13 protein-coding genes and 1 pseudogene are annotated in these 13,809 nt (G+C 57.3%); 12 read left to right on the top strand and 2 right to left on the bottom strand.

Translation table 11 applies throughout. The annotated features are described in order from the left end of the window. The first annotated feature begins 10 nt into the window (after window positions 1-10). The 11 genes and pseudogenes from BB029_RS16635 (at window position 11) to BB029_RS16590 (ending at window position 9,581) form a co-directional block, all read left to right on the top strand. A complete protein-coding gene (locus BB029_RS16635; protein ID WP_065940013.1) occupies window positions 11-1,177 on the top strand; it encodes a phage tail sheath family protein in 1,167 nt (388 codons plus the stop codon). A gap of 12 nt (window positions 1,178-1,189) precedes the next feature. Continuing rightward, a complete protein-coding gene (locus BB029_RS16630) occupies window positions 1,190-1,693 on the top strand; it encodes a phage major tail tube protein (RefSeq protein ID WP_065940012.1) in 504 nt (167 codons plus the stop codon). Between the two features lie 14 nt (window positions 1,694-1,707). Next, window positions 1,708-1,983, top strand: a pseudogene (locus tag BB029_RS33830) (phage tail assembly protein); the annotation flags it as partial. A gap of 39 nt (window positions 1,984-2,022) precedes the next feature. After that, the gene (locus BB029_RS33825; protein ID WP_065940418.1) at window positions 2,023-2,307 is read left to right on the top strand and encodes a phage tail assembly protein; all 285 of its coding nucleotides are present in this window, start codon (window positions 2,023-2,025) and stop codon (window positions 2,305-2,307) included. Window positions 2,308-2,457: 150 nt separating this feature from the next. Beyond that, a complete protein-coding gene (locus BB029_RS16620; RefSeq protein WP_065940011.1) occupies window positions 2,458-5,322 on the top strand; it encodes a phage tail tape measure protein in 2,865 nt (954 codons plus the stop codon). A gap of 10 nt (window positions 5,323-5,332) precedes the next feature. Beyond that, the gene (locus BB029_RS16615) at window positions 5,333-6,178 is read left to right on the top strand and encodes a phage tail protein (protein WP_065940010.1); all 846 of its coding nucleotides are present in this window, start codon (window positions 5,333-5,335) and stop codon (window positions 6,176-6,178) included. Beyond that, window positions 6,153-6,359, top strand: a complete 207-nt coding sequence (locus BB029_RS16610) for a tail protein X (RefSeq protein ID WP_065940009.1) — start codon at window positions 6,153-6,155, stop codon at window positions 6,357-6,359. Before BB029_RS16615 ends, BB029_RS16610 begins: the two co-directional genes overlap by 26 nt. A 96-nt stretch (window positions 6,360-6,455) precedes the next feature. Then, window positions 6,456-7,502: a phage late control D family protein gene (locus BB029_RS16605; RefSeq protein WP_065940008.1), complete on the top strand. Its 1,047-nt coding sequence runs from the start codon at window positions 6,456-6,458 to the stop codon at window positions 7,500-7,502. Between the two features lie 48 nt (window positions 7,503-7,550). Next, window positions 7,551-8,114 carry a glycoside hydrolase family 19 protein gene (locus tag BB029_RS16600; RefSeq protein ID WP_065940007.1) on the top strand — a complete coding sequence of 188 codons (564 nt, stop codon included), beginning with the start codon at window positions 7,551-7,553 and terminating at the stop codon, window positions 8,112-8,114. Next, a complete protein-coding gene (locus BB029_RS16595) occupies window positions 8,096-8,638 on the top strand; it encodes a lysis system i-spanin subunit Rz (RefSeq protein ID WP_065940006.1) in 543 nt (180 codons plus the stop codon). Before BB029_RS16600 ends, BB029_RS16595 begins: the two co-directional genes overlap by 19 nt. Window positions 8,639-8,786: 148 nt before the next feature. Continuing rightward, the gene (locus tag BB029_RS16590; RefSeq protein ID WP_065940005.1) at window positions 8,787-9,581 is read left to right on the top strand and encodes a DNA adenine methylase; all 795 of its coding nucleotides are present in this window, start codon (window positions 8,787-8,789) and stop codon (window positions 9,579-9,581) included. A gap of 121 nt (window positions 9,582-9,702) precedes the next feature. Here BB029_RS16590 and BB029_RS16585 read toward each other — a convergent pair whose 3' ends face one another. Further along, window positions 9,703-11,601, bottom strand: coding sequence for an acyltransferase family protein (locus BB029_RS16585; protein ID WP_065940004.1), 1,899 nt, complete (start codon window positions 11,599-11,601; stop codon window positions 9,703-9,705). Window positions 11,602-11,698: 97 nt separating this feature from the next. On the opposite strand from BB029_RS16585, the gene BB029_RS32915 reads away from it, so the two are divergent. Continuing rightward, a complete protein-coding gene (locus tag BB029_RS32915; protein WP_141696557.1) occupies window positions 11,699-11,929 on the top strand; it encodes a hypothetical protein in 231 nt (76 codons plus the stop codon). A gap of 653 nt (window positions 11,930-12,582) precedes the next feature. Here the strand turns inward: BB029_RS32915 and BB029_RS16580 are convergent. Further along, a protein-coding gene (locus BB029_RS16580) for an IS3 family transposase (RefSeq protein ID WP_141696496.1) occupies window positions 12,583-13,745 on the bottom strand; the annotation gives its coding sequence in 2 pieces (ribosomal slippage) (window positions 12,583-13,493 and window positions 13,493-13,745; 1,164 coding nt in all). Between the last annotated feature and the right edge of the window lie 64 nt (window positions 13,746-13,809).

Below are 13,809 nucleotides of genomic sequence, written 5' to 3'. Positions count from 1 at the left end.
ATTGAACCCTATGAGTTTCTTTCACGGCGTTACCACGACCGACATCAAGACAGGGGCGCGCACTATTTCCTTGCCGTCGTCTTCCATTATCGGGCTCTGCGACACCTTCACCCCGGGCGGGCTGGATGGCGGCACTGCCAAGGCCGGCGAGTTGAAGTTGATCACCTCTGAGCGCGAAGCCATTGCCGCTTTCGGTGCTAATTCGGCGATCACCAAGGCTTGTAAGGCGATCTATACCAAGGCCAAGGCGGTGATCGTCGCCATCGGCGTGCCGAAGCTGGAAGACGCGGCGCTGCAAACCTCGGCGATTATCGGCGGGGTTCTGGTGTCGGGCCAGCGCACCGGTCTGCAGGCGTTGCTCGACGGCAAAAGCCTGTTCAACGCACAGCCGCGGCTGTTGATTGCGCCAGGGCACACGGCCAAGCAAGCGGTGGCAACCGCGCTCGATGGCTTGGCGCAGAAGCTTCGTGCAATCGGCATTCTCGACGGTCCTGGCACCACCGATGAGGCCGCCATGCTCTACGCCGATAACTTCGGAAGTCGCAACCTGTTCATGGTTGACCCGGGCGTGCAGTACTGGGACACCGACCTCAGTCAGACGGTTGATGCGCCGGGCTCGGCCTGGGCAGCGGGTCTGTTTGCCTGGACCGATGCTGAATATGGCTTCTGGGCGTCGCCGTCGAACAAAGAGTTCACCGGTATCACCGGCACGACCCGGGCTGTCGAGTACCTGGATGGCGACGAGACGTGCCGAGCCAACCTGCTGAACAACGCCAATATCGCGACGATCATCCGCGACGACGGCTATCGCCTGTGGGGTAACCGCACTCTGTCGAGTGATCCGAAGTGGGCCTTCGTCACACGCGTTCGCACGCTGTTCATCCTCATGGATGCGGTGCAGGCCGGCCACAAGTGGGCGGTAGACCGCTCGATCACCAAGACCTACGTCAAGGATGTGACTGACGGCCTGGAAGCGTTCATGCGCGACCTGAAAGCCCAGGGCGCGATTATCAATTTTGAGGTGTACCCGGACACCGAGCTGAACACGGCCAGCCAGATCGCCCAGGGCAAAGTTTATTGGCGCATCCGCTTCACCGACGTGCCGCCGGCAGAAAACCCGAATTTCCTTTTCGAAGTCACCGATCAGTGGATGACCGAAGTTCTTGAAGCAGCCTAAGGGGCCTGGAAAATGATTCCTCAAACTTTGTTTAACACCAACCTGTTTGTTGACGGCGTGAACTTCTCCGGCGACGTGCCAAGTCTGACCCTGCCCAAGCTGACGGTTAAGACCGACGAGTATCGCGGCGGTGGCATGGCCGGTCCCATCGAGATGGCCCAAGGGCTGGAAAAAATGGAGCCGTCCTTTGTCACCAAGGGCGTGCGTCGTGAGTCGTTGAAGCACTTCGGCTTGGCCGATGGCTCGGCCTTCAACGCGACGTTCCGAGGGGCTTTCAGGGGGCAAAAGGGAGCAGTGACGGCCGTAGTTGCCACCATTCGCGGTTTGCTCAAAGAGGTCGACCTGGGCGACTGGAAGGCCGGTGATCCGGCGGAGATCAAGCACGCCGTTGCGGCGTCCTATTACAAGCTCGAAATCGACGGCCGCGTCATGTACGAAATCGACATGGTCGCGGGTATTCAAGTCGTCGACGGCAAAGACCAGCTTGCCGACATTCGCGCCGCACTCGGCCTTTAAGGGAATAGATCCAGATGAATCAAGCAACTGCTAAAAAAGTGCCGGCCTGGTTGTCTCTCAGCGCACTGGCTGCCGTCGTGACGCTCACGCGTCCAAGCAACGCCAACGGCGTGCTGGTCGAAACGTTCACCTTGCGTGCCCCGGTGGTGCGCGAAGTACGGGCAGCCGACAAGGCGTCGAATGGTGATGAGGAACAGCGTGAGCTGATGTTATTCGCAGGGTTGGCGGAGGTGGGTGTCAAGGATCTTGAAGGCCTCAAGCTGACGGACTATCGCCGTGTTCAAGCCGCTTATTCGCACCTGGTCCCCGAAACCGACTACACGGACGAAATGCCGGCGTGGTTGTCGGTGACCACCGATCAGGCAGTGGTGACGCTTTCCTGTCCGAGTGAAATCAACGGGGTGTCGGTCGATACATTGGCCCTGCGCTCCCCGACAGTGGGCGATGTGCGCGCGGCCAATCGAGACGCTGCCGGTGATGCCGAGCAGCGCGAGCTGGTGTTGTTTGCCTCGCTGGCCGGTGCACCTATCGCAGATCTGGAGGGCCTAAAGTTGGTTGATTTTAACCGCCTGCAGGCCGGCTATTTTCGCATGGACCAAGACGACGGGATTTGATCCTGCCGTCATAAAAATGGCTGCGAAACGTCTGGCGGCGGAAACCGGATTTTCCGCCGCCGAGATTCAGTCAATGCCGTTTGCTGAGATGGTGTGGTGGCTCACGGATTGAGCCGCCTTCGGTAAGGCTGTGCAAATGGGGGCCATGACATGGCGAACAAACTCGCTCTCGGGCTAGTGATCGGCGGCGCCGTCAGTTCGACGGTCGGCGCTGCTTTCAAGGATGTGACTGGGCGAATCAAACGCCTTGAGGCTGAAGGCAAAAAGTCGCGCGTTCTGCAAAGTACCATCGGCGACACGATTCGCCTGCGGGATGAGTGGAAGAAAGCACACGACAGCGGCTCGGCTGGGGCGTCCAAGCTGCTGGGCCGGTTGAACTCAAACCTCGATAGTCTGAAAAAGCAGGGGATCGAGGTCGGCCGGTTGGAGAAGGCCTACCGCTCTATGGGGCAGGCTGCCAACAAAGCCGAGCTTAAAGCCAAGGGGCATCAGCAGCTTGAGGCTGGTGGCAAGGGCATGAAAAGCGCGGTCGGCGCAGCCGTCGTTGGTGTCGGTGTGCTGGCTGTTCCGACGAAAGTTAGCGCCGACTTTGGGGCCATTGTTCGTGACATCGCGATCAAGGCTGGCATTGCCAACAAGCCTCAAGAACAGGAGATGTCGCGCAAGATCATTGATACCTCGCGTGACACCGGCATGGCGCGTAATGACGTGGCCGACGTGGTTAACCAGTTGGTCGGCGCCGGTATGGAGTTGAGCAAGGCCCTCGAATATGCGCCGGTCGCGGCCAAGTTTGTTGTGGGCCAAGGGTCGAACGGTGTCGACACGGCGAAGATGATCAATGCCCTGGGGCAAAACGCCAAGATTACTGACGCCAAGCAGATGCAGCAGGCGCTGGAGGCGATTGCCTATCAAGGGCAGGCGGGCAGCTTTGAAGCGGCCGACATGGCTAAATGGTTCCCTGAGCTGTTGGCTAACATGGGTAGCCTGGGCATCACCGGCATGGATGCGGTGACGCAGTTGGGTGCCATGCTGCAAGTGCAGATGAAGTCTGCCGGCGGCGCCGATGAGGCAGCCAACAACCTCAAAAACTGGATGAGCAAAATCGGCTCCGGCGATACCGTTAAGGCATATGCCAAGGCCGGTATCGACTACAAGGGCTCGATGCAGACCGGTTTGCAGAACGGTATGTCCACGCTGGAAACCAGCATGGCGTTGGCGCAGAAGTATATTCAAGCCACCGATCCGAAGCGTGCAGCGGCGATGGCCGAGGCCACGGCAAAAATCAGCAAGGAATCCGACCCAGAGAAAGCCAAGGCCATGATGGCCTCGCTGGAGGAATCCTTGCGCACTGGCGACCTGTTCGCTGACATGCAGGTGAAGGCCGCCCTGTCTGCCTACATGCAGAACAAGGCGCTGTACAGCCAGCTCAAAAACGATTCGCGTGATGCCACGGGCATTCTCGACAAAAACCTCAGCGAGCGGCGTGAGGCGTCGTCGCAGAAGTGGGCCGAAATGGCTCAGTCGATGGATGATGCTATGCGCAGTGTGGGGGACGCCCTGCGCCCTGTCACGGACACCGTGGCCGATACACTGACCAGAGTCACCAAGGGTATTACCTCGCTGTCTGACAGCGCGCCCGGGGTGGTGACGGGTATCGCGGCGGTCGGTGGCGGGTTGATTGCGCTCAAAGGCCTGCTCAGCTCCTTCAAAATCGCTAAAGGGTTGCTCAACGTGGCGCGGGGCTCGTTGGGTGGTAAGTCTGGCGAGGTGCAAAAGGTCTTTGTGACCAACGCTGAGGACGGCAACGGCGGCGGAAATAATGGCGAACCCAAAGGTAAGGCCGGCAAAGCGCTGTCGCTGGTGGAGACCGGGCTCAAGGCGGTTGCTGCCTTCAAGGGCCAGTCCGTCGATGGCGACGCAGATGCGGCGGGGGAGGGGGGCAAGAAGCCGGGCAAGTTCGATGTGATAGCGACCGGCCTCAAGGTGGTTTCTCTTGCCAAGGACGCCGCCTCAGGCGCTGATGATGGTGGTGGTGCGGCGGGATTGGATGGTGACGGGGTCAAGAAAGTTTTCGTGGTCAACGCTGGATCCCTTGGTGGCAGTGCCGGAGGCCCTGGGGAGGCACGTCGGCGTAAGCCCGGGTCAAAGCGAAACCCTCCGCGACGTCGGTCGACGCCACCACGAGCGAGTCGACCACCGCGACCGCCAGTGCCACGGCCCCCGGTACCCATTCCACGGCCGCCGATTCCGCCGGTTCCGGTGCCTAGCGGTGCTTTGTCCAAGCTGGGCGGGGTAGTGCAAGCGGTCGGTAAGATCGGTAAAGCCGCCAAGATGATACCCGGGGGCTCGCTGATGGAGGCCGGCGCTATGGCCTTCGAGACCTATGAGACAGCCAAGACCAAGGATGAAAAGGCCGAGGGCTATGGCGCTGCCGCCGGCAACCTTGCTGGCACTATGGCGGGCGCTGCAGCCGGGGCCGCGATTGGCTCCGTGGTGCCGATCATTGGCACTGCCATTGGCGGGCTGGTGGGTGCTTATTTGGGCAGCATGGGTGGCTCTGCACTGGGTGGCGCAGCAGGTAAATCTTGGTTTGGTGGTGATGACGAAAAGCCCGCTCCACCGGTAACGCCGTTGCTGATGGTGCCCCGGCCGGGTCCAGTTATCCCGAGCCTGGCCACCATGGGCAAGTCATTCAATGGCGCGAATGGTTCGGGTGCGCTGCTGATGGCGCAGGCACCTCAGGCACCTGCGATGGGGGATGCAGCACGCTCCCTGGCAGTGTCTGCGCCGACCAAATCGGCGGCGGTGGCAATTCAGCCTAAAGAGACGGAGAAGCCCGCACCGGCCAAGGTGGATCAGAAGTTTGAATACTCACTGAGCATGCCGGTAGCGGTGCAAGGGGATGTGAAAGACCCGCAGCGCCTGGCGCAAGACCTCATGCCGCACATGCGGTTAATGATGGCGGATGCGGCCAAACAAAACGCTGCGAAGCTGTACGACGAACCGCACCTGTAAGGAGGTCTCCATGGCTTACATGGAACAAATGCTGTCGAGCCTCAAGTACTTGGTCGAGGCTGGGGAGGCTGGGCGGCGCAGTGCTGACGGCATGCTGGGGCCGGTCAATGGCGCCATTCGGGAGTTAACCGGCGCGGCGTCCGAGCTGGAAAACATCCCGTTCGTGGGGCCGACTGTCGGTGCCAAGCTGCAGCGGGTGATGCGCGGCGTGGATGCAGCACAGGCCAAGGTCGGCCAGGTGGTATCCGTGTACGGCCGTGCGACACGGGCGGCCGCCGAAGTTCAGGAACGGATGGGCGCGCTGAAAGAACAGGCAGGTAAGGCTGCGACGGCGATCAATAAGATCGCCGGAAAGGTCAGCCCATCATTAGCCAACATCGTGCCCACCAGCGCATTTGCCATGGATGCCACACCGGCACCGGAAGCCGTGAAGCCGTTCCCGCACTTGCTGATTATCCAGCCTCGTGACCCCAAGGAGCAGCCCTACTATTTCAACCTGGACACTGCGGCCTTTGACGAGCTGAGCCGCTCGACCGAATTTCGCTGGGCCTCACAGGAGCGTTTGTCGCGCCGCCCGGCGCAGCAGGCTGTAGGCATCGGAGACGACAAGTTAACGCTCAAAGGGACGATTTACCCGGGGTTCAAGGGCGGGCTTAAGCAGCTCGACACGTTGCGCAGCATTGGGGCCAAGCTTCAGCCGCTGAGCCTGACCACCGGCTACGGCGATGTGATCGGCAACTGGTGCCTGAAAAACATCAACGAGGAGCAGGGCGCGCTGTTGCACGGCGGGATTCCGCGTAAACAAGGGTTCAGTCTGGAGTTTGTGCGCTATGGCGACGACATGCAGAACGTCTGATGGGGACATGCTCGATGTCATTTGCCATAACGTTTATGGCCATCTGAACGGCACTACTGAGGCGGTGCTGGACGCCAATCAGGGGCTGGCGGATGAACCCCAGCCCTACCGGGCCGGCGTGGTGATCTATCTGCCGGATCTGCCCAGCCCGACCGGGGAGGGGGTCAGCTTGTGGGATTGACCTCGTGCGCTCCCGCCGCCGGCGGCCCGTTGCGTTACGCGTAACGGCCATTTGTTTTTGACCCGCCATGTGCGGGCTTTTTTTGGGACTAAATCCATGACACCGATGTTTCGAATCGTGGCGGATGGCGCCGATGTGACGGCCAAAATCAATGATCGGTTGCTGCTACTGCGCACCTCTGACAAGCCCGGGATGGAGTCCGACGAGTTTGAATTGCGCATCGATGACCGAGATGGGCAGGTGCTGCTGCCTCGGCGTGGCAGCTCTATTGAGGTCTACCTGGGCTACGCGGAAACATCGTTGATGCGCCTGGGGCGTTACGCGGTGGACACGGTCGAAGTGTCGGGGCCGCCGGAAACGATAGTGATCAAGGGCAAGGCCAGCGACATGCGCGGCAGTGGCAAGACCATCCGTAGCGGAAGCTGGGAGGACGTGCCACTGTCAAAAATGGTGGCCGACATCGCGGCGCGCAATGGTTGGCAGGCGGTGTGTCCGGTGGCAACGAAGGTCGCCCGGGTGGATCAACTCAACGAGTCCGATTTTAATTTCATCACGCGCCTTGCCAAACAATACGACTGCACTGCCAAGGTGGCCGACGGCAAACTGTTGGTGATGCCGCGTCAAGGCAGCCAGACTGCCAGCGGCAAGACGTTCGGCGCGATCACCCTGACGAAGAGCGATCTCAGTCGATGGCAATTCAGCCTTGGGGATCGCAACTCGCACAAGGCAGTGGCGGCCAAGCATCAGAACAAGAAGGACGGCAAGCTGTCGGTGGTCACCGTTGATAACGACGACGCCCCGGATGGATTGCCGGCGGTGCATACCGATCGGCATATCTACCCGAACAAGACCGCCGCCGAGGCTGCCGCCAAGGCACGGCTGGCGGCGTTCAATCGCTCGACCGCCGACGTGCGTTTTGAGATGCCTGGCCGGACAGACATTTTTGCCGAACGCCTGATCAACGCCCAGGGCTTCAAGGTCGGCCTTGATGGCGAGTATCTGGCGGATTCGGTCGAGCAGGTGTTCACCCAGTCTGGCTGGTCGACCACGGTGGAGTGCAATGCGGGCAAGCAAGGCAAATCCAAAGGCAAGAAAAAGAAAGAAACGAAGCCGCTCAAGGTAGTGAGCGTCGAGAAGCAGTAGTGCATCCCATCGCCGCCTGAGTGCGGTTTTTTTATGTCTGGAGTTTTTATGTCTGTTACCGAGCAACAGCTGCAACGCATCATGCCGAACGCCCGCCGCCAAGCGGGCGTTTTTGTATCTGCCCTGAACGCGGCCATGGGGCACCGACAGATCAACACACCCAAACGGCAGGCCGCGTTCCTCGCGCAGGTCGGTCACGAGTCGGGTCAACTGCAGTACGTCCGTGAGCTGGGCGGCGATCAGTACCTGAGCAAATACGACACCGGCACCCTGGCTGCCAAACTCGGTAATACCCCGGAGCCAGACGGCGATGGACAGCGCTATCGTGGTCGCGGTCTGATCCAGATCACCGGTCACGACAACTACCTGCGCTGCAGCCTGGCATTGTTCGGCGATGAGCGATTGCTGCGCACGCCGGAGTTGCTCGAACTGCCCGAGTGGGCAGCAGAGTCTGCAGCATGGTTCTGGTCGGTAAACGGCTTGAATGCTCTTGCGGATCAGGAGCAATTCAACACCATCACCCGGCGGATCAACGGCGGGTTGAATGGCCTGGAGGATCGCCTGCAGATCTGGGCAAGGGCGAGGGAGGTGTTATGCGTCTCCTCGACCTGATCCCTGCTCAATACCGCATCGCGGCCATCGGTGTGTTGCTCATGATCTTGGCAGCCGGGTCTGCGGGCTTGGCATGGACCGCTCAAGGCTGGCGTTATGGCCAGCAGCTGGAGCGCCAGGCCAGGCTGCAGGCTGACACCCTCAACGAGTTATCCCAAGCCGCTGCTGCCCTGCAGCGCACTGAGCAGGAAAAGCGCTTCGCCCTGGAGCAGCGCCTGCAGAACAAAGACGAAACCCACCACAAGGAATTGACCGATGAGCAAACGAAGCAGGCTCGTCTGCGTGATCGCCTGGCTACTGCTGATCTGCGGTTGTCAGTCGTACTCGCCGCCACCGATGCCACCAGCAGCTGTTCAGTGTCAACCACCGCCACCACCGGCCGCGTGGTTCATGGCCCCACAAGAGTCCAACTTGACCCAGCGCATGCTCAACGAATTATCGGAATCACCGATGCCGGCGACCAAGGATTGATCGCCCTGCGGGCCTGTCAGGCCTACGCAAAAGAAGTCTCTACACCGAAGTAAAAGGAGCGGCCGGGCAGGATGCGTCCACATCCAACCCGGCCACCTTCCCCGCAGAATGTCCCTGCAAGTCCAGCCAAGGCTCCTGCTTCGTGCACAAAGCGGAGCGAGCCTAGCACTGTTTATCCATACAGCAAAGGTCTTGCTTTATATGTCCACACCCATCATCCCTTGGATGGGCGGCAAACGCCGCCTGGCCGACCGCCTTATCCCGCTCTTCCCACCCCACGAATGCTACGTCGAAGTCTTTGCCGGCGGCGCCGCGCTCTACTTCATGCGTCCCCAGGCCGCGCCGGTTGAAGTCCTCAACGACATTAACGGCGACCTGGTGACGCTGTACCGCGTCGTGCAGAACCACCTAGAAGAGTTCGTGCGCCAGTTCAAGTGGGCGCTCAGCTCCCGGCAGGTGTTCGAGTGGCAGAAGATGACCCGCCCTGAAACCCTCACCGATATCCAGCGTGCCGCTCGCTTCTTCTATCTGCAGCACCATGCCTTTGCCGGCAAGGTGACGGGGCAGACGTTTGGTACCGCAACCACTGGACCAGCCATCAACCTGCTGCGGATCGAGGAGAACCTGTCTGCAGCATGGCAGCGGCTGTCCGGCACCTACGTTGAGAACCTGCCCTGGTTGGACTGTGCTGAGCGCTACGACCGCGCCCATACCTTCCACTATATGGATCCGCCTTACTGGCAGACCGCTGGCTATGGGGTGGACTTTCCCTTTGAGAATTACGAGCGCATGGCTGATTTTATGCGGCGCTGCAAAGGCAAGGTGATGGTCAGCATCAACGATCACCCAGACATCAGGCGGGTGTTTGACGGCTTTTATTTTGAGACTGTCGATATTCGCTACAGCACCGCCAACCAACGACAGGGGACGGCCGAGGTGAGCGTGGAGTTGGTTGTCATGAATTGGGAGCGAAACATTTTCGGAGGGCTTTTTTAGCCAGCAATAGGAAAAGGCAAGCCATAAATTGGCTTGCCCATGTTCTTGTTTTCTATGTTTGACTTCCCGTTTGAAGTTTGAATGTTTGGTAAAAATCCTTGCGACTCTGTTTTTATTACTTCTACCAAAGGCTTTTCGTATTGGCCAAAACGTCAAATGCTTTTGCAGAGCCGACGTATGATAGGTGTCCCGAATCGCGGTACATAGGTACGCCATCTAGAATAGTTCGACAAGCTTTCTCGTCACACAGGGCGTCGCTTAATCGAACGACTTTGACCTTGTGTTTTGTCTCAATAGTATTCAGTAGAGTGATAAGTCCTGCATTGTATTGCTTGTAGGCACCCAGCGGTATACTACAGTCCGTTGGTGCCGTGCCTGTCGATAGGAGTTGCTCCATACAGGTGATGTTTTCATTACCTACTGATGGTGGTGGGCCAATTACAATGATTTCCTTCCCAAGTCGCTTTAGCGTTTCAATGGTGTTGCCTAAGTCGGCTTCGGCGAGGTCCAAATTAGTAGGTATTATGCGGGTTGGATTGTTAGCCTCAGGATCCCGGATCTGCATTTTATTGCCGGGAACGGTGTACTGCCAAAATGAAGCTGCAAGTATTACTGTTTTGATATTTTTATCGGTCTTTATTGCGGAAATCACGCTGTTATTAAAGTCTATGCAGTAATTGGATACTTTCTCAGCGTCTATACGCGCAGGGTTGTAGGGAGCAGTGTTCAAGAAGGGTGGGCAGGCACTATATGTTGCCTGAATAATTCCGTCTTTCCTATGGTTTTTGATGCCTTCAATAGTATGCATAGCATACGAATCTCCCCAGACTATGCTGCTTGCAGATCTCGAGGTTTGGCATTTCTCGTTTTCTTGAAATTGGTAGTAGTCGCAAGATTGGTCTAGCCCGTAATTGGGTCTTCGAATATGTGCGAAGTCTATGGCGGTATTATGAGTGTTGGCTGCAATATACTGCGTTGAAACCAATATGGCAGCCCCGATGATTACAAAACCAGCAAGTTTTGGTCGAGAAATTTGCACCTGACGGCTGGGCTGTTCAATAAAGCGATACAGTACAATCGCGGCTGTTATTGACGCTATCAGTAATATCAATTGAGTTGTAAGCGTAAATTTGGACGTGAAGACAGTGTGGGCGAAAACAATGATCGGCCAATGCACGAGATACAAAGAGTAGGAAATATCCCCAAGGTTGACGAGTGGTTTTACCAAGCGGGATTCATTTGCTATCGTGCTATTGCGCCATATAATTACAAGGGTGGAGAGACAAATAATTATTGCGCCCAGTCCAGGATGGCTCCACTCATATCCCATAACTGGTATTGTCAGGATTGCCATTAGAGCAACCACAAAAAGAGCTTTAGGGATTTTGATAGAAAACTGTTGTGCTGCTAGATAGCCTGCGGACCCAATTAGCAATTCCCAAGCGCGGGTCGGCAGCAGGTAAAAGGCTGCAGAAGGATTAAACTGATTCAGGTAGAGGCAGGCCGCAACGCTAGCAATGAGTAGGCTGAGAACTATACGCAACCAGTATCGAGAGGGTGATAGGATGAGCACTAGGGGGAAAATTAGGTAGTACTGCTCCTCCACTGCTAGTGACCACATATGTAGTAAGGGTTTGGTTGCGGCGTCCGCATCAAAATAGCCAGTCTGTGTCAGTAGCACAAAGTTTGTTGTATAACTGACAGCTCCGGCAACTTGATAGAATAGATTCCTGATTTCTATTGAGTTTAATAGAGCGTAGGCGCCGAGACAAGTTACTAAAATCGTGACATAAGCGGCGGGTACGAGACGTTTAGCGCGTCTGTAATAAAAGTCTGCAAGGCTAAAATCTTTCTTGAGTATTTTACTAGCAATGAGGCCAGTTATCAGATAGCCGGAAATGACAAAAAATATGTCTACGCCGAAAAAACCTGATTTGAATGCGCTGAACCCCAAATGATCTATTACGACAAATGCAACAGCAAGTCCTCTAAGGGCTTGTATGTCGAATCTATAATTCATACGTCCTCTGTACGTTTATTGTTGGTTCCCAGTTGGAACTTTTTAACAAGCTTTATCCTTCACGCAGGTTCCAGTCGGCATAAGGTCTTGTCGAGTGATGGCTGAACAATACCATGGGTTGATACCTGCCGGCACCGCTGACCGTTCGGTCGGCTCGATCATTCCCTTGCCTTCGTCGAACATTCTGCCTGCCACCTTGCGCGCAGCGGCTACCGAAAATTTCTCGCAAGCCGGCGTCTCACTCCACGCTCTGAGTTCCTTCTTGATGGATCTGCCTTATCCAATCATCGACACGTTGCTGCTCACGCGGTCAGCTACCGGTTTGTAAGGGGGGGTGATGATCTGTACGAGCTGTGGCTTGCTGAAAAACAGAAGGCTAGCGGGTTTTAGGGCAAAATTAGGGCAGAATAGGGGCCGCTGTTGGCCGCCTTACGCCAAGGGCGAGGGGGGAGAACACCGTATTTTCTGGCCTTAAGCGGCCCGCAGGCGTACAGGCAGGGGTTCGAATCCCTATCTATATCGCTCGTTACATCACTCCAGTTATCGCACGTCGCGACTTCCAGCCGGATGCCCGAAAGCGTCGTCGAATGCGAGCTCCGCAATCTGCCGTAACGGTTGGGAGCTGCCCTCCATTCGATGCACAAGTACAAACCACCTGTGGCCGCTGTGAGGTGCCTCATCAATGTTGACCCCACTCGGCCCACCTTTAACAAGCTTCAAGCAATGAGGCCAGTGAGGCTCATAGAAAGACTTTCCTTCGTTCTTCGGCTTGGCAAGGTAATTGGAGGAGCGCTCTTTGTAGTCCGCGTTGTACTGTGCGTTGAATAAGTGGCTTTGAACACGCCTTCGTACTCCTCCGCATTCGCCGCGGTAGATCGCACGAAGTGTCCCTCGCTGTAGACTGCAGATGTTTCCGTCTACGGCACGATCTGAAAGGATGACGTAGAAGCCCGCGCCCCTAAACACATGTTTATGTAGTGGTCAACTAATCCCGGACACGACGTTAAGTTTTTTCTCGGCCTGAGCCGGTGGCAGCCCACCATTAAATTGGTGCGGTCGAATCCAGTTGTACCGGTGCATCAAAAAATGGCTGATATCCCGCTGAGCTTGTTGGGCCGTCGTGTAGCCCATGGTCGGTATCCACTCGGTTTTCAGGCTCCTGAACACCCGCTCCATCGGCGCGTTATCCCAACAATTTCCTCGCCGGCTCATGCTCTGACGCATGCGATATCGCCAAAGGCGCTGACGAAAACTCCGGCTTCCATATTGCGAGCCCTGGTCGGAGTGGAACAGCAGACCTTGAGGCTTCCCTCGCTGCTCGTAAGCCATGTCCAAGGCCTTGATGACCAAGTCCGCATCCGGCTTTCCCGACAACGCCCAGCCCACAACACGGCGGGCAAAAAGATCTAGGACAACCGCCAGATACTGCCATTTCCCTTGAGCCCAGATGTAAGTGATATCGCCACACCAGACGTGGTCAGGAGTGGGCACATCAAACTCCCGGTTCAAAATATTAGGAATGTCGGGCCGCTCGACCGTCGCCTTTTTGTAAGCGTGCGATCCCGGTTGTTTGCTGACCAACTCCAGCTCGCGCATCAGGCTGCGCACTTTGAATCGCCCGATCTGCTCGCCGTCGTCCTGCATCATGGCCATGATGCTACGGCTACCGGGAGCACTGCGGCCTTGGGTGAACAACTCGTTCACCCGACTGCGCAATCGAAGGCGTTCTACTTCCGGTGTGCGGCGCCTGAGGCGCCGAGCGTAGTAGCACGAGCGGGTCACTTCAAACACCTTGCACAGCCAATCAACCGGCTCGTGGATGCTCAACTGGTCAATCAGCGCGAACGCTCGAGATCTTCCGACATCAAGAGCGCGGTAGCCTTTTTTAAGATCGATTTTTCCCGCTCAAGGCGAGCAATTCGGGCTTCCAGCTCTTGGATTTTCTGCTGCTCCGGGGTCAGCGCTTTGCTCTGCGGGGTGACGCCCGTGCGTTCTTGTTGCACCTGGTCGACCCATCGGCGCAAAGCCGACTCCCCGACACCAAGCGAGCGGCTGGCCTCAATGAAGCTGTAATCCTGCTTGAGAACGAGGTCGGCGGCCTCGCGTTTGAATTCAGGGGAAAAGGTACGGCGTTGTTTGGTCATCTGACACCTCGTTCTGGCGAGCATTCTCGCCTAAATGGGTGTCCGGTTTCATTAGACCACTACA

This window comes from Pseudomonas sp. S3E12, assembly GCF_001702295.1.
Classification (GTDB): Bacteria; Pseudomonadota; Gammaproteobacteria; order Pseudomonadales; family Pseudomonadaceae; genus Aquipseudomonas; species Aquipseudomonas marginalis.
Note: the sequence above shows the minus strand (reverse complement) of the source record. Positions and strands in the feature narration are given on the sequence as shown.

Bases quoted from the DNA above. Each gene is read 5' to 3' on its own strand.
- BB029_RS16635 (WP_065940013.1), top strand. From the start codon at position 11: ATGAGTTTCTTTCACGGCGTTACCACGACCGACATCAAGACAGGGGCG.
- BB029_RS16630 (WP_065940012.1), top strand. From the start codon at position 1,190: ATGATTCCTCAAACTTTGTTTAACACCAACCTGTTTGTTGACGGCGTG.
- BB029_RS33825 (WP_065940418.1), top strand. From the start codon at position 2,023: ATGCCGGCGTGGTTGTCGGTGACCACCGATCAGGCAGTGGTGACGCTT.
- BB029_RS16620 (WP_065940011.1), top strand. From the start codon at position 2,458: ATGGCGAACAAACTCGCTCTCGGGCTAGTGATCGGCGGCGCCGTCAGT.
- BB029_RS16615 (WP_065940010.1), top strand. From the start codon at position 5,333: ATGGCTTACATGGAACAAATGCTGTCGAGCCTCAAGTACTTGGTCGAG.
- BB029_RS16610 (WP_065940009.1), top strand. From the start codon at position 6,153: ATGGCGACGACATGCAGAACGTCTGATGGGGACATGCTCGATGTCATT.
- BB029_RS16605 (WP_065940008.1), top strand. From the start codon at position 6,456: ATGACACCGATGTTTCGAATCGTGGCGGATGGCGCCGATGTGACGGCC.
- BB029_RS16600 (WP_065940007.1), top strand. From the start codon at position 7,551: ATGTCTGTTACCGAGCAACAGCTGCAACGCATCATGCCGAACGCCCGC.
- BB029_RS16595 (WP_065940006.1), top strand. From the start codon at position 8,096: ATGCGTCTCCTCGACCTGATCCCTGCTCAATACCGCATCGCGGCCATC.
- BB029_RS16590 (WP_065940005.1), top strand. From the start codon at position 8,787: ATGTCCACACCCATCATCCCTTGGATGGGCGGCAAACGCCGCCTGGCC.
- BB029_RS16585 (WP_065940004.1), bottom strand. From the start codon at position 11,601: ATGAATTATAGATTCGACATACAAGCCCTTAGAGGACTTGCTGTTGCA.
- BB029_RS32915 (WP_141696557.1), top strand. From the start codon at position 11,699: ATGGCTGAACAATACCATGGGTTGATACCTGCCGGCACCGCTGACCGT.